This is a genomic window from Pseudomonas sp. ESBL9 (assembly GCF_036668715.1).
Taxonomy (GTDB): Bacteria; Pseudomonadota; Gammaproteobacteria; order Pseudomonadales; family Pseudomonadaceae; genus Aquipseudomonas; species Aquipseudomonas lundensis.
In genome coordinates, this window is the sequence record NZ_JAZEVV010000005.1 from 386434 (window position 1) to 407495 (window position 21062).

Below are 21062 nucleotides of genomic sequence, written 5' to 3' on the forward strand. Positions count from 1 at the left end.
CTCAGCGCGTTGAGCAGGTCGCAGGTTATTGCGAACGCCGCGACTGTTTGGACCAAGCCTGGACGACGTTATTTGAATGCTTGGGGATGGATCTGATTCCTGTGCCCAATACATTGCAACGCCCGGCTGATTGGTTGTCGCGACAGGGTATTGAGGGTGTTTTGTTGAGCGGAGGCAATGATCTTGCGCATTTAGCAGGCGCACAGCGCTCGGCACCTGAACGAGACAAAACTGAATGTGAAGTGCTCAACTGGGCGCGGATCAACACTCTGCCTGTGCTGGGTGTGTGCCGAGGCATGCAAATGCTCAATCATTACTTGGGCGGCGATTTGCTACCTATTTCTGGTCATGCAGGCTGTACGCACTCGGTACGAAAATTTGACTCCGCAAGGTGTTCTGTTTTTGACGAGTACCAAAGCGTCAATAGTTTTCATAACTGGGGGATTGAACCGCAATCACTTGCCGCAGATTGCACGGCAGAAGTCGTTGCTCACGATGGAACGGTAGAAGCTTTTTCCCATAAGGTTTTGCCGTGGATTGGTATCATGTGGCACCCCGAGAGGGCGTCTGAAAATGCACGCCTGGATGCACAACTTATTCGTCAGCTTTACTTAAACCAAGGACAGATTTGATGCGTGTGATCATTTTAGCCGCCGGTCAGGGGACTCGTTTGCGGCCCTATACGGATGATCGTCCAAAATGCATGGTTGAATTGCATGGACGCCCGATGCTGCACCGTCAACTTGATGTATTACGTGCCTGTGGTCTTAACGACATTGCGCTTGTCGGTGGTTACTGCGCCGAAGGATTAAAAGCAGAGGGGGTTCATCTGTACCGCAACCCCAGATTTGCAGAGACCAACATGGTATCGACTCTGTTCTGTGCAGAAGAGTGGATGCAGGACGGTCAGGATTTATTGATCGCTTATGGCGATATCATTTACGAAGAGCGCGTATTGCAAGCGTTGTTGGCGGTTGAGGCTCCGCTCGCGGTGTCGATTGACACGGAGTGGCGTCGTTTTTGGTCCATCCGTATGGACGATCCACTGTCCGATGCTGAAACGCTGAAACTTGACCCTGAAGATCATATTGTTGAGCTAGGTAAAAAACCCAAAAGTTACGATGAAATTCAAGGTCAATACATGGGGTTGATCAAGGTCCGAGGGGATTGTGTTCGTGCGTTTCGTGAGTTCTGGAACGCGCTGGATCGTGACGTTCTTCGTGATGGAAAAAATTTCGACAACATGTACATGACGACTTTTCTGCAAGAGCTCATCAACGCTGGATGGCTGGCCAAGGCGGCTTACACTGAGAACGGCTGGTTGGAAGTCGACACAGTCGAAGACCTTGATCAGTATCACCACATGATTAGCACGGGTGAGCTGGATTCATTTATCCAGCTGAAGCACTGAAATGCTTGCCGCTTTAAAAAAGCTGTTCCGGGAATGGAAAAGCCTCAAGGCTTTCAAGCGGTTATCTGCTAAAGACCGGAGCATTGTCATTTATTCGGAAGGGCGCGGTTATTGGTCTTATTTTGAGCCGATCTACGTCAGTCTGCAGGCTCGGCATTCACAGGATGTGGTGTATGTCACTTCTGCTGAGAATGATCCGCTGTTGCTCAATCCTTTACCCGGCATGCGCGCTTTTTATATTGGCGAAGGCAGTGTGCGGACACTTTTTTTTGCGACCCTCGAAGCCGACGTGTTGTTGATGACTATGCCGGATCTTCAGAGCTTCCATATAAAGCGGTCCCCGTTTTCTGTGCATTACGTGTATGTGCATCATTCAATTGTGAGCACACACATGATTTACAGAGCGGCGGCTTTCGACCACTTTGATTCAATCTTGTGTGTGGGACCGCATCACATCGACGAGACCAGGGCACGTGAAGCGGCCTATGGGCTGAAACCCAAGGCGTTGATCGAGCATGGGTACGGACGACTTGATACGCTCTTGAAAGAACGCAGCCATGCACTGGAAGGCAAAGACCCTGGGCATCCTGTGCAAGTACTGGTTGCACCGACGTGGGGTGAAAACGGTGTCCTCGAACGTCATGGCATTGATGTCATACGTCCGCTGATTGAGGCCGGTTGCAGAGTTATACTGCGGCCTCATCCACGGACTCGTAAGCTGGCTGCGCAAAAGCTGGAACAGATTGCTGAGCACTACCGTGACGAGCCTTTGTTTAGTCTGGATGAAGATGGTGATGGACGGGCGTCGTTGTTGAGCTCTGATCTCATGCTCAGTGACTGGTCAGGTGCTGCTTTGGAATTTGCCTTTGGGCTTGAACGGCCGGTTATCTTTGTTGATGTACCGCGCAAGGTATTAAATAACGACTATCCTGCGCTTGGTCTTGAGCCGCTTGAAGTGCAGGTAAGAGAGCAGTTGGGTGTTGTGTTGTCGACTGACCGCTTGGAGCAAGCCGGTCAGTTGGCCCATGAGATGGTCCAAAATTCGAAGAAATTACGGGCCTCAATTTGCGTTGCGCGTGAACGTTGGATTTTTAATTCAGGTACAAGCGGTGAGGTTGCTGCAAACTATCTGATTTCTTTGGTGAATGGCAGGGGTGAAGGGTTGTGAAAAAAATAGATGCTTCCTTGGTTGCGTTAGTGTGTCTGGCATTATTGCCAATCAATGCATTTGCCTACCTGGATCCGGGTACTGGCAGTGCGTTGTTGCAAGGGATTTTGGGAGCCGTTGCCGCCATTGCGATGGTGTTGAAGTTGTACTGGCACCGTGTGTTGCGTGTGTTGGGGCTGCGTAAAGACACGCTCAAAAAAAACAAGTCTGAAGAAGAAGTTTAACGTCATTTATGCTTAGCCCGCTAATGCTGTAAATCAGCAATAGCGGGTTAATGTCTTTTTAAGTATTTAAGAACACCTTCTCTCATGCCAAATTATCAAAATAAATACCTTAGCCTCTTGAGTGCATGGTTGCTTTTGCTGTGTGCTTTCAGTGTGACAGCCAATGAATCGCAAGGTATTTCGTTAAAAAACAACAGTCTTGATATAACGTTCGATCTGTCTACAGGAAACGTCGATCACTGGCGTCTTCCCGGCGTTAAGAATGCTGACGACCAATTACAGGATATGGCAGCGCCCACGGGGCAACTTTTTGCGTTACAAGGCCAATTGGCTGGCAAGCCATTGCAGGAGTGGGAGCAACTTGCGCAAGGATGGACTTTAGAACAGCAGACTTCGCAAGAGGTTGTACTCAGCCTTAAAAGCCCCGAGTTGCCTTTTATTCTGAAGAAGACCTGGCGGTTGAGCGAGCACGCCTGGCGGGCAGATTTTGATGTAAGTCTGGAGTTGCCTGCGGCCCACCGTGCAGACGGAGATCACTTGGAATTACAAGTTGGGCCGGGTGTTGGAGAAAAACCCGTCTCCGGACTGGGAATGGGGCAAAGCATTTATTCCTTCACCCAGCTGGTCTACAACACCGCGCAAGGTGTGTCGACAGTCCGGCTAGGAGGTGAAGACGAACCCAGCCAGTTCTCATCCAGTTCGCTTACCGACTGGGACTGGGTAGGGGTGGAGAGTCGCTACCTGGCTATGATTTTAGTCCCGACGAAGGCATCGCAGAAGCCATTGCAGTGGACAGCCAAAGCGCCTGAGCAGTCTGAATCGAAACAGATGCCAGCCAGTTTTTTAACGTCAATTTTTATTGAATTACCCATCGAGAAATCGCAAGAACTTTCCACGCAAACCTACAGTTGGAGTGTATTCGGTGGGGGTAAAGCCTACGGTGCTTTAACGGAGGCGAATCCGGATCTGGGTGGCGTGTTGTTTTCTGGCTTGTGGGACTGGTTACGCGGGCTGAGTCTGTTCATTATGAAAGTCCTGCAGTTCATTCATGCAGTGATAGGCAGTTGGGGTTTGTCAATAATACTGCTTGCGGTTTTAGTGCGGCTGGCAATGTACCCGATCGCTAAAAACGCCATGACGGCACAAAAAAAATTCGCAATGGTTCAAGCACGTCTTCAACCGCAGCTCGAAGATATTCGTCGTCGCTATAAAGGCGGTGAACAAAGTGAGCGTATTTTAGAACTGTACGAAAGCAACAATGTAAGCCCGCTAGCCGGAATGAAGCCGCTGCTGATCATTTTGATTCAAGTGCCTGTGTTTGTTTCTTTGTATCACTTGTTAGGGCAAACATTTGAACTGCGCGATGCTTCTTTCTTGTGGATTAAAACACTGGCAGAGCCGGATCAGTTGTTCTCGTGGGGTATCGATTTGCCTGTGTTGGGCGCCTACTTTAATTTGCTGCCCGTGCTGATGGCCCTCACCACGCTGCTGAGTATCAAAGTGGCTTCAGCCTCCGGCGCAAAGACCTCCTTCAAGCAAACGATGATGTCATTGTTGATGGGGTTGGGCTTTTTCGTTCTGTTTTATTCCTTTCCAGCAGGCATGGTGCTGTATTGGACATCGGCCAATATTTTGCAAGTGCTGCATCAAAAAATAATAAAGGCTGAATAAATTATGTTAATTGAACAGGCTATTAGTAGCCGTCTAGAGACGCTTAAGCCAGAGCCGATTGCAGAGGCGTACTTTGACACGGCCTGCGCGTTAAAAGCGGTTGCAGAAGCATCAGTATGTGCTGAGCACGCGCTGGACACACTAGAGTTTCTATCCAAGCGTGTTGAGATTTCGCGCGGACTTTACGAGAGTTACTTGTCAACGGGGGGGAGGGCGACGCACCGCTGGTTAGATGTTCCGTATCTAGAGTTGGCGCTTCTTCTTCTCGTCAGGGACTTCTTACGTCTGGAGCAGGCGGGGCAATCTGTTGTAGCGCTTAAACGTTTAAATGCAGTTCTTAAGTTGTTGGCGTTCATCAATGCGCAATCAAGTAAAGTAAGTGAAAATTTAGTTTCGTTTATTAATGCTCGGGCGGATCAATTTCTAAATGGGTTTTCAGCGTCTAGCACGTCAGAAACACCTTCCCCGTTGTCGCCTGTTAAACCACTGTTAAAAGAGCTGGATGTGACGGTTTTGTTTTGGGAAGGTCCGATAGCCCGAGCTTATTTGGCAACGCTTAAAGGGATGGGTTTAAAGCCCAAAAAAATCATTCACCTTATCTCCGCAAATGATCTCGCCAGCGCAAAGCCCATCGGCCGTTTCTTACCGGGTACAGCGAGACTTGCGTACGCTCACTATCGCCAGAAAAGCAGCATCCATTACTGGTCGCGAGCCTTGCAAATAAAGGAGTCTGAGCTTTTCAACAGCCTAAAACGGAGTATCGAATCTTCACTGGGGTTTTCCGATGCAATTGTTGATGAAGCCTTGGCAGTGAAGGATTTGAGGACGTATTCGTCCTCGATTGAAAAACTCATGATAAATGGCTTGAAGGACAATGCCCTGCACAGTTATTTGGCCGCACTGCCTGAGACCACCTTGTTGTTTACGGGGGGCGGCATCGTGCCCAAAGCACTGTTGGACATGCCACATCTGAAGTTTGTGCATGTTCATCCCGGCTATTTGCCTGATGTGCGGGGAGCTGATTGTGCATTGTGGTCAGAATTGGTTAAAGGACGAACCTCCGCGACGTGTTTTTATATGGCACCCGGTATAGATGATGGCGATATTATTCAGGCTTCATACTTGCCCGTGATTAATATCGACGTCAGTCGTTCTGGTAAAGATTTGAAGACGTTGTATCGAGCAACGTATGCGTTTGTAGATCCGTGGTTGCGCGCCCGTGTATTGCGCGAAGCCATCATCAAAACAGTGGGTTTTACGGATGTGAAGGCTGTTTCGCAAAACGAAAGTTCAAGCATGACCTATCATTTTATGCATGAGCGGATACAGGACGCAGTATTTGATCGGATGTTCAAAGCTTAACGTTGTCATGCAGTAGTCGTATTGTGCTGTTTAGCCGCTTTGCCACCGTCCGGCAAGGCGGTCTTTCAAAAGAGTGTCTGTTTAATCCAGCGGGTTGTACTACTCCGCGCCTGTGCGATCCATTTCGCAATTCATAAAGCTGAATGGTTATCGCGCTTTTCCTTTTGCGACAGCCGGATCATGCACCTTGTTCGAGGTTCTGGTTCTATGCTGTAGCGGCAAAGTAAAACCTGTTTATTTAATGACCGGCGGGGAAAGTGATGAACAGGGTGAAGCGTGATGCTCAGCCTTCTGCAGGCACAGTCCTTGAATTTTGGAAAAACGCAGGCCCAAAACAGTGGTTTGCCAAGGATGCAGGGTTTGATAAGCGGTTTCGTGATGCGTTTTACACTGCGCACTTTCACGCCGCGCGGCGGGAGTTGGAGCATTGGTCAGCGGCGCCTGACAGCGCGCTGGCGTTGTTGATTTTGCTCGATCAATACCCGCGCAACGCGTTCAGAGGGACGGCGCATATGTTTGCCACTGACCCGTTGGCGCGGTTTTACGCGCGGCAGATGATCGATGGCGGGATGGACAGGCAGGTGGCCGCTGATCTGCGTATTTTCTGTTACTTGCCGTTCGAGCACTCTGAAGACCCTGTCGATCAGCAGCTGTCGTTGCAACTGCATCAAGGCCTGGAGCCCCAGGATTTCAAATGGGCCAAAGAGCACGCAGACATCATCGAAACATTCGGCCGTTTTCCTCATCGCAATGAGGTGTTGGGGCGGGTGACGACGCAGGCTGAGCGCGCTTATCTGGAGAGTGGAGGCTTTGCGGGGTAGGGCGTCCTGTTGTGTTACAGCGGCAACACACGGTCATGGATGACCCGTTTCATCACCAGTGTCGACACCAGGCGCTGTACGTTGGGCAATGCGCTGAGGTGTTCGTCGTAGAGCTGCTGGTAGGCCGGCAAGTCTTTGGCGATGACGTGCAGCAGGTAGTCCGGGTCGCCAAACAGCCGTTGGGCTTCGACGATTTGCGGGATGTCTGGCAGTGCAGCCTCGAAATCGGCTACGGCCTGACGCGTGACTTCGCGCAAGGTCACGAACACCATGGCCGAAAAGTTCAGCCCCAGCTCGCTGGGCGCGAGCACAGCCCGATACCCCAATATCACCCCGGCTTCTTCCAGTGCCCGCACCCGACGATGGCACGGCGACAGGCTCAGGCCCACGCGATCAGCCAATTCAGTGAGAGAAAGCCGGCCATCGGTGTGCAGTTCAGCAAGAATCTTTCGGTCAATTCGATCCACTGAGAAGAACCTTCTAATTGTGTGGCGCTGGTCGGGGATAAACGCAAAGTAATCCTAGCAGCATTTACTTAATCTTCTATCGGTCGGTTTTGCCACGAGCGGCCTCTGTCGTCTGGCTTGCCCTTTAACCCTGTTTGGCCCCTAGAAGGTGCTTATCTCGTGACTCTCAGTGTTCTGGCCGCGTTCTGGGCGGTGTCGTTCCTGTTCATCATCACCCCTGGCGCCGATTGGGCGTATGCCATCTCGGCGGGCATGCGCGGCCGTTGGGTAACGCCTGCGGTGGCAGGTTTGTTGTCGGGGCATTTACTGGCGACGATCATTGTCGCGGCGGGCGTCGGCGGGTTGATGGCCAGCAATCCGATGATTCTCAAGGTGCTGACCGTGGCTGGGTCGCTGTATTTGTTCTGGCTTGGTGTGGGGATGCTCAGAAACCCCGCCACCCCGGTGTCCGGAAGCGTCCAGGTGGCGGACTCCTGGTCACGTTGGGCGTGGAAGGGGTTGTGCGTCAGCGGTTTGAATCCGAAGGTCTTTTTGTTGTTTCTGGCGCTGTTGCCGCAGTTCACCGACCCCCTGTCGACATGGCCAGTGCCTGCGCAGATCGTGGCCCTGGGCGGGCTGCATGCGGTCAGTTGCGGCGTTGTGTATTTATTGGTTGGATTCGGCGCCCGAGCGGTGCTGCAAACCCGGCCCGGCGCGGCGCAACGGGTCAGTCAGACCTCGGGCGCCATCATGATCCTGATTGCCCTGATATTGCTGGCCGAGCAGATGCTGTAACCCGTCGCTGCCCGTGTGTCAGGGCAGCGAGGGTGCAGGGCTTAGAAGTCTGCCTTGAGCGACATGACGACGTTACGCGGTTCGCCATAGAAGTTGCCGAACCCTTCAGTGCCGATACTGGCGTAGTAGCGTTTGTCGAACAGGTTGTTGCCATTGAGCGCGACCGACCAGGTGTCATCAATGCGATAGCCAATGCGCCCGTTCCATACCGCGTAACCCGCCTGGCTGACATCGTTGCCGCTGATGGGCGACACGCGGTAGTTGCTGCTCTGCGCGTTGACGCCCGCCCCTAACGTGACGCGCTCCAGGGCGCCCGTCAGTGCGTAATCGGCCCACACCCGCAACAGGTGACGCGGCACGTAAGAGGTGTAGGCCAGGCCTTTCTGATCGGGCTGTGCGTCTTCCAGTACTTTGCTCTGGGTGTAGGTGTAGCCCGCCAGCAGTTGCAGGCGCTCGATAACTTCGCCGCTGATTTCTGCCTCGAAGCCCTGGGCGCGGACTTTGCCGGAGTTCAGTGAGCAACTGCTGTCCGGGCACAACGGATCATCTTGCGCGGCATCGTTTTGCACGGTGCGGAACAGGTTAAAAGCGCTGTTGAGGCGTCCTTCGAACCATTCGCCCTTGATCCCCAGCTCGTAACTTTTGCCGATTAACGGTTTGAGGCTGCTGCCGTCGATGGTTTTGTAGCCGCCTTGTGGGGTGAAAATGTCGGTGTAGCTGGCGTAAGTGGTGAGGTGATCGTTGATGTCGAACAACACGGCGGCAAAGGGGGTGACTTGCCCGCTTTCCCTGGCTTTTGAGCTGACCGGGGTGCCTTCACCGCGCCAGTAGGTGGTGGAGTCGCTGTTCGATGAGTACCAGCTGACCCGGCTGCCAACCACAACGGTCAGAGGGTCGGCCAGTTTCAGTCGGGCGAGGCTGTAGGCGCCATATTGCTGGATGCGCATGTCCACCGGGCCGCCCCGCGAGGCATTGGCAAGGTAGTAGCCCTCGTCCGGCCGTGGCAGATGGTGATCCGGATTGAAGATGTCCTGGCGCTGGGGCAGGGCCGCCACGGCGTAGAAGTCATCTTTATGCGAGCGACTGGCGTTGGCGCCCACGATCAGTTCGTGCGCTTGGCCGAAGGCATCAAACGTGCCATCGACATAGGCATCGAAGCCGTAGTCGACCTGGTCGTAGTCGTAAATGCTCCCCAGCATGAGCGTGTTGGTGTGGGTAGCACCTACGGGAACAGGCCCGCTGGGGAAGGCGTATTCCATGTCCTGGGTATTTTTGGAATACACCCCGGCCACCTTGAGTGCCCAGTCGTCACTGAGGGTGTGGGTCAGGTCACCGAAGACGGTCGTGCGTTTGCTGCGCTGGTTATTCCACGCGGTATTCAGGCAGGTGGAGCGTTTGAGCTTCAAGTCGCTGCCGTCGGCATAGCGCGGCAACCCACCCCAGCACGGGGTGGCATCTACGTCTTCATACGCCAGGCCCAGGCCGAGCGTGGTGTCCGGGGTGAGGTCCAGATCAAGGGCACCGTAGTAAATCTGGTCGCGGCGTTCAGCGACGTCATAAAAATACTGGCGGGTTTGTTGGGCCATTACGGCGCGGCCTCGCAACGTGCCGGACTCATTCAAGGGCCCGCCGGTGTCCACCAGGCCGCGATAGTTGTCCCATGTGCCCGCCGAGAGCGAGAGTTGCGTGTGCGGCGTGTACCCGCCGCGTTTGCGCACAAAATTGACCCCGCCCGCCGTGCCGCCCGCGCCCTTCATCATGCCAGCGGCACCGCGCAACACCTCAACCCGGTCATAAATTGCCATGTCGCTGTTGAAGCTGTCGGCCTGTACGTAGCTGCTGCCGATGTCCAGCGGCACGCCGTCGTACTGATACTGGCCGCTCATGCGAAATCCGCGCGAGTAAAAGTACTTACCGCCCATGGGAGAGTCGTACACGGTGATCCCGGGGACTTTCTCCATGACTTGATCGATGGTGTTGAGGTTTTGGTCATCGAGCATTTTGCGGGTGATCACGGTGACGGACTGTGGTGTTTCTTTGAGGCTGTGTGAACCCTTGCCGATGGTGACCGCCTGGGCCGTGTAAGACCCGGAACCTTCAGTGGTGGCGTCGCGGCTTTGCTCGACGACGCGGGTGACCCCCAATTGCAGTGCATCGCCGTCTTGCGGAGCCGGTTCGACGCTGAAGTTGCCCTGGCCCGTGATGCGCAATTGCAGACGGCTGCCTGCCAGTGCCGCGTCGATCGCCTGCTCGGGTGACATGCGCCCGACCACAGCCGGTGCCTGCTTGCCCTGCACGAGGGCGGGTTCAAGGGAGATGATGTTCCCGCTCTGGCTGGCAATCGCATTGAGGGTAGTGGCCAAGGGGCCAGCCGGAAGGTTGAAATTCACGTCTTGCGCCTGAACCAGTGCAGGGCTCGCCACCGTTGCCAGAGCAACGGCAACGCAGAGGGCGTTGGGCCACGGGTTGATCACAGCATTCTCCTGATCGTGTGAAGGTGTCAGGAGATAGGTGGGATGAGAAATGAAAACCGGACACAAATACGATTAATGTTCAAAAAGAAAAACCCTTGTTCATCGGGCGCTGATCACGGTCAGCCATGGGCTGTAGTGATCCACGCGAATGGCATGGGTTTCTGCCAGTGCGGCGAATGCCCGCTGGGGATCGTTGAGCGGATACACGCCTTGTACGCGTAATTGCCGTACCTCGGGCGCCACGCGTACGAAGCCACGGGTATAAGGCCTCAATGCATCCACGACCTGCTCCAGCGGATCATCCAGCACGTTCAGCCTGCCGCTTTGCCAGTCGGCGCGCTGGCGTTGTTCACCAGGCACCGGGCTGATGCGGTCGGCATGCAGCAGCGCTGACTGGCCTTCTTGCAGGTTAAGCGTAGCGCCGTTGGGCAGGCGGGTTTCAACGGCATGCTGCAACACCACCACGCGGCTGACCCCGTGCTCTTGAGACACCAGAAAGCGCGTGCCCAAGGCGCGGACTTCACCCTGCGCCGTACGCACCCGCAAAGGCCGTTGCGGATCGGGCGCCACCTGAATCACCAGTTCGCCGCGGCGCAAGATGAGCAGGCGTTGAGCGGCATCGAAGTGCAGGTCCACGGCGCTGTTGGCATTGAGGCTCAAGTGGCTGCCATCTGCCAGATTGAAGTCTTGACGTTGAGCGCGGCCCGTTGACAGGTCGGCCAGCAAGGAAACACCAGACGAGCTTTTTGCGCCGAGCCATACACCGCCGCCCAGCACTCCCAGCCCTGCGATCATGCGCAAGGCGTCACGCCGCGTAGTGTGGGGTTGAAGCAGGACCTTGCGGGCTTCACTTGCCTGGCCGGGTACGCGGTTATCCAGTGCGCGCAATGGGTTGAACGAGGCGCCGATGCGGTTTTGCAGCGTGCTCCACGCCTGCTGGTGAGCCGGGTCGTGATTGAGCCAACCAGTGAAGCGCTTGAGCAGATCAGGCGTGGGCGTGTCGGCGCGCAGCTTGACCATCCAGTCAATCGCCTGCTCGCTGATCGGGTCCAGTTGCGGCTTGCTCATTGGCTGGCCTCGCACAGGTAGCACATGCGCAAGGCTTGCTTCATGTAGCGGCTGACGGTGCGTTCTGAAAGCCCCAGCTTTTGAGCGATGGCCACGTAGCTCAAACCGTCGAGCTGGCTGTAAAGGAATGTGGCTTTGACCGCCATCGGCAAACCGTCGAGCGCGCGGTCAATGGCAATCAGTGCTTCGGTCAGTTGCAGTTGTTCTTCTGGCGAGGGGGCGACGGCTTCCGGCAACAGCGCCAATCGCTCCAGATAGGCCAGTTCCAGCTGGCGTCGCCGGTGTCGATCGAAGATCAGCCGCCGGGCAATGGTCGACAGGTAAGCACGGGGTTGTTCAATGCTGTCCGGGTCCACTTGGGCCGCCAGCAACTGGCAAAACGTGTCCGCCGCCGTGTCCTGTGCGTCGGCGTGATTACGTAAGCGGCGCTGAATGTGTTGCAGCAACCAGCGATGATGATCGCTGAAAAAGAAACCCAGCTTGCTGGTCGAAGGAGAATGCACCGGTTGGCGTCCAGATGTGAGTGCGAATAGTTCTCAATATTAGCGGCGAGATGATGGCCACTGCAATCACTGCGTGCGCGGATGCATACACAGCGGTGTTGGGCCGTGATTGGAGAGACGTCGCGGGTGCGGGCATAATGGGTCACTGACATTGTTTGCAACATCTGACTGGAGTCGCCCATGAAATCCCCCGTCTTGCCAGGCCTGGCCCTGATTGTCGCTGCCGGAATGATGAGCTCAGCGGCCGTCGCAGCGGGGGATGCTGAAGCGGGTGGCAGGTTATTCACGAAAATGTGCGCGGGTTGCCACAGCATCGGCAAAGGCGCCCGGGGCGGTTTTGGCCCGCAACTCAATGGCGTGATCGGACGGCCTGCCGGGGCAACCCCCGACTATCAATACTCCGACGCCATGAAGCATTCAGGCGTGGTGTGGACCAAGGACAAGCTGGCGGCCTACATCGAAGCCCCGAAGAAGGTCGTCAGTGGTACGCGCATGATTTTCTGGGGGATCAGCGATCAGGAAAAAATCGACAACCTGCTGGCCTATCTGGAGACCTTTCAGGACGCCGATCACTGAATGTCTTTCAAGTAACTCGTGAGGTGAGTCAGCGGCGTGCCCATTTGCTCCAAGGTTTGAGCCTGAGCGAAGGCGGTGGCTAGCTTGTGCAGTTCGCGTCCCAAGGGCTTTTGTGTGCCGCCTAACGCGTTCAGCGCCTGGCTCAGACAATCCGCCACTTTTGCCTGAATGCCAGGGGCGTCGTCTTTGCGCACCAGCAACGCAAATACTTCGCGCTGATAGTCATCCATCACCGGGTCGTCACGCAGAATCGGGCTATGACCGTCGGTCTCATAGACCAATTTCAGAGAGAAAAGGGCGACAGTCTCCAGTGACGATTCCATGTTGGGATTTCCTGTTAGAAGGTGCCGTATGGCAGCGTTCACTTTTCTGCAGGCGAAAAAAAAGACCTTGAATTTCAAGGTCTTTTTTTAAGATGGTGCCCCGAGGGAGACTCGAACTCCCACTTCTTTCGAAAACGGATTTTGAATCCGCCGCGTCTACCAATTCCGCCATCAGGGCTCAATGGCGGCGAAGTATAGAGATGAGCTTTAGGTCGGTCAACAACTTATTGGTCTATTTTTGCTAAGTCCGTTAAACTCCCCGGCCCTGCTAGACGAAACCTATCATGCGCGTTGCTGACTTTACTTTCGAACTCCCTGATTCGCTCATCGCACGCCATCCTTTGGCGGAGCGCCGCAACAGCCGCCTGCTGACCCTGGATGGGGAGAGCGGGGCGCTGGCTCATCGTCAATTCACTGATTTGCTTGAACATTTGCGTTCGGGCGATTTGATGGTGTTTAACAATACCCGGGTGATTCCGGCCCGCCTGTTTGGCCAGAAGGCCTCCGGCGGCAAGCTCGAAATCCTCGTCGAGCGGGTGCTCGACAGCCATCGGGTGCTGGCGCATGTGCGCTCCAGCAAGTCGCCCAAACCGGGGTCGAAAATCCTGATCGATGGCGGTGGCGAGGCCCAAATGCTGGCGCGCCATGATGCGTTGTTCGAGCTGGGTTTTGCTGAAGAAGTGCTGCCGTTGCTGGACCGTGTCGGGCACATGCCCCTGCCGCCTTACATCGATCGTCCTGACGAAGGTGCCGACCGCGAGCGTTATCAAACGGTCTACGCTCAACGTCTTGGTGCTGTGGCAGCGCCCACCGCCGGGCTGCATTTCGATGAGCCGCTGATGCAGGCCATCGCCGCCAAAGGTGTCGAGACCGCATTCGTGACGTTGCACGTAGGGGCGGGCACGTTCCAGCCGGTGCGGGTTGAGCGTCTTGAAGACCATCACATGCACACCGAGTGGCTGGAAGTGGGTCAGGAGGTGGTCGACGCCGTGGCCGCCTGCCGCGCGCGCGGCGGTCGCGTAATTGCGGTGGGCACCACCAGTGTGCGGTCGCTCGAAAGTGCCGCGCGCGACGGTACGCTCAAGCCGTTCAGTGGTGACACGGACATTTTTATTTTCCCTGGCCGGCCGTTTCATGTGGTCGATGCGCTGGTGACCAACTTCCATTTGCCGGAATCCACGCTGTTGATGCTGGTTTCGGCGTTCGCCGGCTACCCCGAAACCATGGCGGCCTATAAGGCTGCGGTTGAGCAGGGGTACCGCTTCTTTAGTTACGGTGATGCAATGTTCATCACCCGCAATCCTGCGCCGACGGCTCCCGCCCCGGCCCCAGAGGATCAAGCATGAGCAACTGTCGTATGTCCTTCGAACTGCTGGCCACTGATGGCAAGGCGCGTCGCGGTCGTCTGACCTTCCCGCGTGGTGTGGTGGAAACCCCTGCGTTCATGCCGGTAGGAACTTACGGTACGGTCAAAGGCATGCTGCCGCGCGATATCGAAGCGATTGGCGCGCAGATGATTTTAGGCAACACCTTTCACCTCTGGCTGCGTCCGGGCACTGAAGTCATCAAGAAGCACGGCGACCTGCATGACTTCATGAAATGGCAAGGGCCTATCCTGACCGACTCGGGCGGCTTTCAGGTGTTCAGCCTTGGCGCGATGCGCAAGATTAAAGAAGAGGGCGTCACCTTCGCTTCCCCGGTCGATGGTGCCAAGGTGTTCATGGGGCCGGAGGAGTCGATGCAGGTCCAGCGTGACCTGGGTTCTGACGTGGTGATGATTTTCGACGAGTGCACCCCGTACCCGGCCGATGAAGACGTGGCCCGTGTTTCGATGGAGCTGTCGTTGCGCTGGGCTCAGCGTTCCAAAAACGCCCACGGCGATAACACGGCGGCACTGTTCGGTATCGTTCAGGGTGGCATGCACCAGAACCTGCGCGAGCGTTCGCTGGAAGGGTTGAACAAGATCGGCTTCGATGGTCTGGCCATTGGCGGACTGTCGGTGGGTGAACCCAAGCACGAGATGATCAAGGTGCTGGACTACCTGCCCGCCATGATGCCAGCTGACAAACCTCGTTACCTTATGGGGGTTGGCAAGCCTGAAGATCTCGTGGAGGGTGTGCGCCGCGGTGTGGACATGTTCGATTGCGTGATGCCAACCCGTAATGCCCGCAATGGGCATCTGTTTATCGACACCGGTGTGTTGAAGATCCGCAACGCGTTCCATCGCCATGATGATTCGCCGCTGGATCCGACCTGCGATTGCTATACCTGCCAGAACTTCTCCCGTGCTTATCTGCATCATCTGGACAAGTGCGGTGAAATGCTGGGTAGCATGCTCAATACCATCCACAATTTGCGGCACTATCAGGTGCTCATGGCTGGTTTGCGCGAGGCTATTCAACAGGGTACATTGGCCGCCTTTGTCGATGCCTTCTATGCCAAGCGCGGGTTGCCTGTACCGCCCCTGGACTGATTTTCGGACCCTAAGAAACACTTTTTGCAACTGGAGTGCTTAATGAGCTTTTTCATCTCTCCCGCTTTCGCGGACGCTGCTGCACCTGCTGCTGGCCCAGCCGGTACTGGTTTTGAGTGGATTTTCCTGGTCGGCTTCCTGGTCATCTTCTACCTGATGATCTGGCGCCCGCAGGCCAAGCGCGCCAAAGAGCAGAAAGCCCTGTTGGGTAACCTGCAAAAAGGCGACGAAGTCGTTACCACTGGCGGCATCGCCGGCAAAATCACCAAAGTGACTGACGCTTTTGTTGTGATCGAAGTGTCTGACACTGTCGAGCTGAAAATTCAGAAGGGCGCTGTAGCCGCCACGTTGCCTAAAGGCACGCTGAAAGCGATCTAAAGTTTCAACTTTTAACAATCGACGGGGCGCGCAAGGCGCCCCGCGTTCTAAGCGGGCGGCGTGATTGATGCTGAACAAATACCCTCTGTGGAAATACGTACTGATCCTGGCGGTGCTGGCGATCGGTTTTATTTATTCCGCTCCCAATCTCTACCCGGATGACCCTGCAATTCAGGTGTCGGGCGCGAGCACGGCGCTGCAAGTCACTGATGCTGACCTGGAGCGTGCGAGCAAGGCGCTCAAGGATGCTGGCATTGCGGTGAAAGGCGCGACACTGGCCCAGAACGGCAAGGGCGGCTTGTTGCGCCTGGCGAGCAAAGACGATCAGTTGCCGGCCAAAGACGTGGTGCGCAAGGCGTTGGGTGACGACTATGTCGTTGCACTGAACCTGGCTCAGACCACGCCGCAATGGCTGCGTAATCTGGGTGCTCACCCGATGAAGCTGGGTCTGGACTTGTCCGGCGGTGTGCATTTCCTGTTGGAAGTGGACATGGACAAGGCCGTTGACGCGCGCATGAAAGTGTACGAAAGCGACGTCAAAAGCCTGTTGCGTAAAGACAAGCTGCGCTATCGCAGTCTGCCGCAACTCAATGGCGCCATTCAGTTGGGCTTTGCCGACGAAGCGATCCGTGAGCAAGCGCGTAGCCTGATTCGCAAAAACTTCAACGACTTCGACATTACCGCTGCCGACCTCAATGGTCAGCCGGTGCTGCGTCTGGCGATGACCCCGGCCAAGCTGGCGGAAATCCGTGAATATTCCATCAAGCAAAACCTGACCACTGTCCGTAACCGGGTGAACGAGTTGGGTGTTGCCGAGCCTTTGGTTCAGCGTCAGGGTGCTAACCGCATCGTGGTCGAGCTGCCGGGCGTGCAAGACACCGCCGAAGCCAAGCGTATTCTGGGCAAGACGGCCAACCTTGAGTTCCGTCTGGCGGCAGAGCCGGGCGCTTCCAAAGCCACTTCCGAAACGTTCGAGTTCCGTGAAGGCAATCGTCCTTCCGCGCAAATCGAGCGTGGTTTGATCATCACCGGTGATCAGGTAACGGATGCGCAGGCAGGTTTTGACGAGCATGGTCGTCCACAGGTGAACATCAAGCTTGATGGTCATGGTGGCGAGTTGATGAGTCGTTCCACGCGCAGCAACGTCGGTCGCAGCATGGCGGTGATCTTCATCGAGCAGAAGCCGGTGACGACCTACACCAAGCAAGTGGTCGATGGTGTCGAGAAAGAAGTGCCGGTCCAGGCCTTCAAGGAAGAGAAAAAAATCATCAGTCTGGCGACCATTCAGTCGCCGCTGGGCAGTCAGTTCCGGATTACCGGTCTGAACGGTCAGGGTGAGGCTTCCGAGCTGGCGCTGTTGCTGCGTGCCGGTGGTCTGGCTGCACCGATGTACTTCGCTGAAGAGCGCACCATTGGTCCGAGCCTGGGTGCTGACAACATCACCAAGGGCATTGATGCGTCGCTGTGGGGCATGCTGTTTGTGTCCATCTTTATCATCGCGATCTATCGCTTCTTCGGTGTGATTGCGACGGTGGCACTGGCGGGCAACATGGTACTGCTGCTGGCCTTGATGTCTTTGCTGGGGGCTACGCTGACCCTGCCGGGTATCGCCGGTATCGTATTGACGATGGGTATGGCGGTCGACGCCAACGTGCTGATCTTCTCGCGTATCCGTGAGGAAATTGCCAATGGCATGACGCCACAGCGGGCGATCAATGAAGGCTTCAATCGCGCGTTCACGGCGATTGTCGACTCCAACCTGACAACCCTGTTGGTCGGCGGGATTCTGTTTGCCATGGGTACCGGGCCGGTCAAAGGCTTTGCGGTGACCATGTCCCTCGGGATCTTTACCTCGATGTTCACGGCCATCATGGTGACCCGCGCGTTGGTCAACCTGGTTTACGGCGGTCGGGACTTCAAGAAGTTGTGGATTTAAGGGGCTGCCATGTTACGTACAATCAACTTCATGGGCGTTCGCAACGTTGCGTTCGGCGTCACTTTGCTGCTTACCGTGCTGGCCTTGTTCAGCATGTTCCACAAAGGTCTGAACTACGGCCTGGACTTCACTGGCGGTACGCTCATCGAGCTGACCTACGAGAAGCCGGCTGATCTGACCAAAGTGCGCAACGAGCTGGTGACGGCTGGTTTTCACGATGCGGTCGTGCAGAGCTTTGGTGCGACCACTGACTTGCTGGTACGCATGCCGGGCGATGATCCATTGCTGGGCAACAAGGTTGCGGCGGCGCTGGGTCAGGCGGATACCGACAACCCGGCCGTGATCAAGCGCGTCGAGTTCGTGGGCCCGCAAGTGGGTGAAGAGCTGCGCGACCAGGGTGGTCTGGGCATGCTCATGGCCTTGGGCGGCATCATGTTGTACCTCGCGTTCCGCTTTCAGTGGAAGTTCGCGGTCGGTGCCATTGTTTCGCTGGTGCATGACGTGATCGTGACCATGGGCGTGTTGTCGTGGTTCCAGATCACGTTTGACCTGACGGTGCTGGCGGCGGTGCTGGCGATCATTGGTTACTCGCTCAACGACACCATTGTTGTGTTTGACCGGGTGCGGGAGAACTTCCGTGTGCTGCGCAAGGCGAGCCTGATCGAGAACATCAACATCTCGACCACACAGACCCTGCTGCGGACCATGGCGACGTCGATCTCCACGTTGCTGGCCATTGCGGCGCTGCTGATCTTTGGTGGCGACAATCTCTGGGGTTTCTCGATTGCCCTGTTTGTCGGTGTGTTGGCGGGTACTTACTCGTCGATCTACATCGCCAACGTGGTGCTGATCTGGCTGAATCTCAATGCTGAGGATCTGATTCCGCCCGCGGCGAGTGAAAAGGAAATCGACGACCGTCCATGACCGTTCGTTGATGGCCAATGGTCACTAAAAAGGCGCGAGTATTGAACTCGCGCCTTTTTTTATGCTCCAAGGCTGGGATTAGCGCGGGATTGTTCCTGCGTAGAAAGGCCTGGAGGTTCACGTGAATAAATCTTTGCTGGTAGGTGCTGTTTTGGGTGCTGTCGGTGTCACTGCCGGTGGTGCTGTTGCTACTTACAGCTTGGTTAAAGCCCCTGAGTCTGCGCAGGTGCTGGCTGTTCAGCCGGTCAAGCAACAGATTAAAACCCCTCGCGAGGTGTGTAAGGACGTAACCGTAACGCGTCGTGCGGCGGTTAAGGATGAGCATCAAATTGTTGGCAGTGTCATTGGTGCTGTAGCGGGTGGTTTGTTGGGTAATCAGGTGGGTGGCGGTAACGGCAAGAAGATTGCGACCGTTGCGGGTGCCGTAGGCGGTGGCTATGCCGGTAACAAGGTTCAGGAAGGCATGCAGAACCGCGATACGTACACCACGACTCAAACCCGCTGCAATACCGTCAACGACATCAGTGACAAGGTGGTGGGTTACGACGTGCGTTACGTGCTGGACGGTAAGGAAGGCAAGGTTCGGATGGATCACGAGCCGGGCAGCGAAATTGCCGTCGACAAGCAGGGCAAGCTCATACTCAATTGATACCGCTTTAGAGGCAGTAGAGTCAGTTCGGCCTCTCGCCGTTTATCGGTGGGCGCAGCGATCAAGGTGTATTGAAGTAGGCCCAAAAAAAAGCACCCCGAGGGGTGCTTTTTTGATTTGCGCGGTTCGCTTAGCGTTTCAGCGAGGCCGGCAAGTGAGGCTGGATTGCAGTCAGTACGGCTTTGAAGCACTTGGTGTTGCCGGCAACGATGTGACCCTTTTCAAGGAAATCGTGGCTACCAGTGAAGTCGCTGACAAGGCCGCCTGCTTCTTGAATCAGCAGGGCGCCCGCAGCCATGTCCCATTCGGACAGGCCGGACTCCCAGAATGCATCGAAGCGGCCTGCTGCGACGTAAGCCAGGTCCAGGCTCGCAGCGCCGGCGCGACGAATGCCTGCAGTTTGGCCTACCAGGCTGCGGAACATGCCCAGGTAGTTATCCAGGTTATCCATTTGGTTGTCGCGGAACGGGAAGCCGGTACCCAGCAGGGCGCCTTCCAGGCTGGTGCGGCCGCTGACACGCAGGCGGCGACCATTCAGTTGAGCGCCGCGACCACGGCTGGCGGTGAATTCTTCCTGGCGAACCGGATCAAGGACGACGGCGTGCTCAAGGCGGCCGCGGTATTTGCAGGCGATGCTGACAGCGAAGTGCGGAACGCCGCGCAGGAAGTTGGTGGTGCCATCGAGCGGGTCGATGATCCACAGGTAGTCAGCACCTTCGCCGCTGCCCGCATGCAGGCCGGTTTCTTCACCGAGAATGCCGTGGGTCGGATAAGCCTTGCGCAAGGCGTCGATGATTTTCTGTTCGGCAGCACGATCGACTTCAGAGACGTAATCCTTGGCGTCTTTTTCGTCAACCTTGATGGTATCCAGGCGCTCGATGGAGCGGAAAATCAATTCACTGGCGCTGCGGGCGGCGCGCAGCGCGATATTCAGCATGGGCTGCATGGACGTTTCACCTAGGTCGTTAAAGAAAGCCGAACATTCTAGCAGAAAAGTTTGGCATATGAAGGTTTGCGTTAGCTTTCGTGGCGTAAGGTGATGGGCTTAGGTAAGATTTGCACCCTCTTAACGGTCTGTGAGCGCTTCCATTGCTGTCAAATATTCGTGTCGTTCTGGTCAATACCAGTCATCCCGGCAATATCGGCGGTGCTGCGCGTGCCATGAAAAACATGGGCTTGTCGCGATTGGTTCTGGTAGAGCCAAGACTGTTTCCTCATCACGAGGCGGATGCGCGTGCTTCGGGCGCCGGTGACATCCTCGAACGTGCCCAAGTGGTTGCGACCCTTGAAGAGGCGCTGGTGGGTTGCAACCTGGTCCTGGGCACCAGTGCGCGCGATCGCCGGATTCCCTGGCCGCTGCTGGATCCGCGCGAATGCGGGCAAAAGGTCGTGGATGAGGCGGCTCAAGGCGCCGAGATAGCCTTGGTTTTCGGTCGCGAAGATTCCGGCCTGACCAATGAAGAGTTGCAGCGCTGTCATTATCATGTGCACATTCCGTCGGACCCTGAGTTCAGCTCGCTGAATCTGGGGGCCGCTGTGCAAGTGCTGAGCTACGAAATTCGCATGTCGTGGCTGGCTGCGCAGGGGCAGCCGAGCAAGGTCGAGAAGGATGAAGTTGCCTCCACCAAAAGTGGAGAGTTGGCGACGATGGATGAGCTCGAGCGTTTCTACGAGCACCTGGAGCAGACCTTGGTGGCGATCGAGTTTCTCGATCCTGAAAAACCGCGTCACCTGATGGCGCGCCTGCGTCGTTTGTATGGTCGTAGCTCGGTAAGTCGTGCCGAGATGAATATATTGCGTGGCATTCTGACCGAAACCCAAAAAGCAGCCCGTGGCGAGCTGCTCAAGCGCAAGGATTGA

The 21062-nt window shown here is 55.9% G+C and carries 22 protein-coding genes and 1 tRNA gene; 16 read left to right on the plus strand and 7 right to left on the minus strand.

Annotated features, from left to right (window positions below):
- The first annotated feature begins 86 nt into the window (after positions 1 to 86).
- From V6F78_RS16690 to V6F78_RS16720, 7 genes are all read left to right on the plus strand, one after another.
- Positions 87 to 632: a gamma-glutamyl-gamma-aminobutyrate hydrolase family protein gene (locus tag V6F78_RS16690; RefSeq protein ID WP_080963828.1), complete on the plus strand. Its 546-nt coding sequence runs from the start codon at positions 87 to 89 to the stop codon at positions 630 to 632.
- On the plus strand, positions 632 to 1411 hold the full coding sequence (locus V6F78_RS16695) for a phosphocholine cytidylyltransferase family protein (protein ID WP_047295463.1): 780 nt from the start codon (positions 632 to 634) through the stop codon (positions 1409 to 1411). Before V6F78_RS16690 ends, V6F78_RS16695 begins: the two co-directional genes overlap by 1 nt.
- Position 1412: 1 nt before the next feature.
- Positions 1413 to 2579, plus strand: coding sequence for a CDP-glycerol glycerophosphotransferase family protein (locus V6F78_RS16700; RefSeq protein ID WP_095008848.1), 1167 nt, complete (start codon positions 1413 to 1415; stop codon positions 2577 to 2579).
- The gene (locus V6F78_RS16705; protein ID WP_095008847.1) at positions 2576 to 2803 is read left to right on the plus strand and encodes a hypothetical protein; all 228 of its coding nucleotides are present in this window, start codon (positions 2576 to 2578) and stop codon (positions 2801 to 2803) included. Before V6F78_RS16700 ends, V6F78_RS16705 begins: the two co-directional genes overlap by 4 nt.
- An 84-nt stretch (positions 2804 to 2887) precedes the next feature.
- Positions 2888 to 4474, plus strand: a complete 1587-nt coding sequence (gene yidC, locus V6F78_RS16710; protein ID WP_095008846.1) for a membrane protein insertase YidC — start codon at positions 2888 to 2890, stop codon at positions 4472 to 4474.
- 3 nt (positions 4475 to 4477) lie between these two features.
- On the plus strand, positions 4478 to 5836 hold the full coding sequence (locus tag V6F78_RS16715; protein ID WP_332727880.1) for a formyltransferase family protein: 1359 nt from the start codon (positions 4478 to 4480) through the stop codon (positions 5834 to 5836).
- A 260-nt stretch (positions 5837 to 6096) separates the two neighbouring features.
- Positions 6097 to 6657 (plus strand): DUF924 family protein, encoded by a 561-nt coding sequence (locus V6F78_RS16720; protein WP_095008844.1) that lies wholly within the window; start codon positions 6097 to 6099, stop codon positions 6655 to 6657.
- 14 nt (positions 6658 to 6671) lie between these two features.
- Here the strand turns inward: V6F78_RS16720 and V6F78_RS16725 are convergent, their stop codons facing one another.
- Complete coding sequence (locus V6F78_RS16725; protein WP_047273821.1) at positions 6672 to 7124, minus strand: Lrp/AsnC family transcriptional regulator; 453 nt, start codon at positions 7122 to 7124, stop codon at positions 6672 to 6674.
- Positions 7125 to 7283: 159 nt separating this feature from the next.
- Between V6F78_RS16725 and V6F78_RS16730 the strand changes: the two genes are divergently transcribed.
- On the plus strand, positions 7284 to 7898 hold the full coding sequence (locus tag V6F78_RS16730) for a LysE family translocator (RefSeq protein WP_047273822.1): 615 nt from the start codon (positions 7284 to 7286) through the stop codon (positions 7896 to 7898).
- 41 nt (positions 7899 to 7939) lie between these two features.
- On the opposite strand, the gene V6F78_RS16735 is transcribed toward V6F78_RS16730, so the two are convergent.
- The 3 genes from V6F78_RS16735 to V6F78_RS16745 all read right to left on the minus strand — a co-directional run bounded on the left by V6F78_RS16735 (position 7940) and on the right by V6F78_RS16745 (position 11943).
- On the minus strand, positions 7940 to 10372 hold the full coding sequence (locus tag V6F78_RS16735) for a TonB-dependent siderophore receptor (RefSeq protein WP_332727883.1): 2433 nt from the start codon (positions 10370 to 10372) through the stop codon (positions 7940 to 7942).
- 99 nt (positions 10373 to 10471) lie between these two features.
- Complete coding sequence (locus tag V6F78_RS16740) at positions 10472 to 11440, minus strand: FecR domain-containing protein (protein ID WP_332727885.1); 969 nt, start codon at positions 11438 to 11440, stop codon at positions 10472 to 10474.
- Positions 11437 to 11943 (minus strand): sigma-70 family RNA polymerase sigma factor, encoded by a 507-nt coding sequence (locus V6F78_RS16745; RefSeq protein WP_047273825.1) that lies wholly within the window; start codon positions 11941 to 11943, stop codon positions 11437 to 11439. Before V6F78_RS16745 ends, V6F78_RS16740 begins: the two co-directional genes overlap by 4 nt.
- A gap of 180 nt (positions 11944 to 12123) precedes the next feature.
- Here V6F78_RS16745 and V6F78_RS16750 point away from each other — a divergent pair, with 180 nt between their 5' ends.
- Positions 12124 to 12519 carry a c-type cytochrome gene (locus tag V6F78_RS16750; RefSeq protein ID WP_047295452.1) on the plus strand — a complete coding sequence of 132 codons (396 nt, stop codon included), beginning with the start codon at positions 12124 to 12126 and terminating at the stop codon, positions 12517 to 12519.
- On the opposite strand, the gene V6F78_RS16755 is transcribed toward V6F78_RS16750, so the two are convergent.
- Complete coding sequence (locus V6F78_RS16755) at positions 12513 to 12842, minus strand: hypothetical protein (protein WP_047278854.1); 330 nt, start codon at positions 12840 to 12842, stop codon at positions 12513 to 12515. The genes V6F78_RS16750 and V6F78_RS16755 overlap by 7 nt on opposite strands.
- A gap of 93 nt (positions 12843 to 12935) precedes the next feature.
- A tRNA-Leu gene (locus V6F78_RS16760) sits at positions 12936 to 13020 on the minus strand.
- Positions 13021 to 13126: 106 nt separating this feature from the next.
- On the opposite strand from V6F78_RS16760, the gene queA reads away from it, so the two are divergent.
- The 6 genes from queA to V6F78_RS16790 all read left to right on the plus strand — a co-directional run bounded on the left by queA (position 13127) and on the right by V6F78_RS16790 (position 19202).
- On the plus strand, positions 13127 to 14188 hold the full coding sequence (queA, locus tag V6F78_RS16765; RefSeq protein WP_047281226.1) for a tRNA preQ1(34) S-adenosylmethionine ribosyltransferase-isomerase QueA: 1062 nt from the start codon (positions 13127 to 13129) through the stop codon (positions 14186 to 14188).
- A gap of 11 nt (positions 14189 to 14199) precedes the next feature.
- Positions 14200 to 15315: a tRNA guanosine(34) transglycosylase Tgt gene (gene tgt / locus V6F78_RS16770; RefSeq protein WP_047281236.1), complete on the plus strand. Its 1116-nt coding sequence runs from the start codon at positions 14200 to 14202 to the stop codon at positions 15313 to 15315.
- Between the two features lie 42 nt (positions 15316 to 15357).
- Positions 15358 to 15693: a preprotein translocase subunit YajC gene (gene yajC / locus V6F78_RS16775; protein WP_047273832.1), complete on the plus strand. Its 336-nt coding sequence runs from the start codon at positions 15358 to 15360 to the stop codon at positions 15691 to 15693.
- A gap of 67 nt (positions 15694 to 15760) precedes the next feature.
- On the plus strand, positions 15761 to 17629 hold the full coding sequence (gene secD / locus V6F78_RS16780; RefSeq protein ID WP_047295449.1) for a protein translocase subunit SecD: 1869 nt from the start codon (positions 15761 to 15763) through the stop codon (positions 17627 to 17629).
- Positions 17630 to 17638: 9 nt separating this feature from the next.
- Positions 17639 to 18553, plus strand: a complete 915-nt coding sequence (gene secF / locus V6F78_RS16785; RefSeq protein ID WP_047295447.1) for a protein translocase subunit SecF — start codon at positions 17639 to 17641, stop codon at positions 18551 to 18553.
- Positions 18554 to 18674: 121 nt separating this feature from the next.
- Complete coding sequence (locus tag V6F78_RS16790) at positions 18675 to 19202, plus strand: glycine zipper 2TM domain-containing protein (RefSeq protein WP_047273835.1); 528 nt, start codon at positions 18675 to 18677, stop codon at positions 19200 to 19202.
- Between the two features lie 130 nt (positions 19203 to 19332).
- Here the strand turns inward: V6F78_RS16790 and suhB are convergent, their stop codons facing one another.
- Entirely contained in the window at positions 19333 to 20148 is an 816-nt protein-coding gene (gene suhB / locus V6F78_RS16795; protein WP_047273836.1) for a type III secretion system regulator SuhB, read from the minus strand.
- 143 nt (positions 20149 to 20291) lie between these two features.
- Between suhB and trmJ the strand changes: the two genes are divergently transcribed.
- Positions 20292 to 21062 carry a tRNA (cytosine(32)/uridine(32)-2'-O)-methyltransferase TrmJ gene (gene trmJ / locus V6F78_RS16800; protein ID WP_048374527.1) on the plus strand — a complete coding sequence of 257 codons (771 nt, stop codon included), beginning with the start codon at positions 20292 to 20294 and terminating at the stop codon, positions 21060 to 21062.

Bases quoted from the DNA above. Each gene is read 5' to 3' on its own strand.
- V6F78_RS16750 (WP_047295452.1), top strand. From the start codon at position 12,124: ATGAAATCCCCCGTCTTGCCAGGCCTGGCCCTGATTGTCGCTGCCGGA.
- V6F78_RS16720 (WP_095008844.1), top strand. From the start codon at position 6,097: ATGAACAGGGTGAAGCGTGATGCTCAGCCTTCTGCAGGCACAGTCCTT.
- queA (WP_047281226.1), top strand. From the start codon at position 13,127: ATGCGCGTTGCTGACTTTACTTTCGAACTCCCTGATTCGCTCATCGCA.
- V6F78_RS16695 (WP_047295463.1), top strand. From the start codon at position 632: ATGCGTGTGATCATTTTAGCCGCCGGTCAGGGGACTCGTTTGCGGCCC.
- V6F78_RS16755 (WP_047278854.1), bottom strand. From the start codon at position 12,842: ATGGAATCGTCACTGGAGACTGTCGCCCTTTTCTCTCTGAAATTGGTC.
- V6F78_RS16740 (WP_332727885.1), bottom strand. From the start codon at position 11,440: ATGAGCAAGCCGCAACTGGACCCGATCAGCGAGCAGGCGATTGACTGG.
- V6F78_RS16690 (WP_080963828.1), top strand. From the start codon at position 87: ATGGATCTGATTCCTGTGCCCAATACATTGCAACGCCCGGCTGATTGG.
- yajC (WP_047273832.1), top strand. From the start codon at position 15,358: ATGAGCTTTTTCATCTCTCCCGCTTTCGCGGACGCTGCTGCACCTGCT.
- tgt (WP_047281236.1), top strand. From the start codon at position 14,200: ATGTCCTTCGAACTGCTGGCCACTGATGGCAAGGCGCGTCGCGGTCGT.
- secF (WP_047295447.1), top strand. From the start codon at position 17,639: ATGTTACGTACAATCAACTTCATGGGCGTTCGCAACGTTGCGTTCGGC.
- secD (WP_047295449.1), top strand. From the start codon at position 15,761: ATGCTGAACAAATACCCTCTGTGGAAATACGTACTGATCCTGGCGGTG.
- V6F78_RS16715 (WP_332727880.1), top strand. From the start codon at position 4,478: ATGTTAATTGAACAGGCTATTAGTAGCCGTCTAGAGACGCTTAAGCCA.
- V6F78_RS16700 (WP_095008848.1), top strand. From the start codon at position 1,413: ATGCTTGCCGCTTTAAAAAAGCTGTTCCGGGAATGGAAAAGCCTCAAG.
- suhB (WP_047273836.1), bottom strand. From the start codon at position 20,148: ATGCAGCCCATGCTGAATATCGCGCTGCGCGCCGCCCGCAGCGCCAGT.
- yidC (WP_095008846.1), top strand. From the start codon at position 2,888: ATGCCAAATTATCAAAATAAATACCTTAGCCTCTTGAGTGCATGGTTG.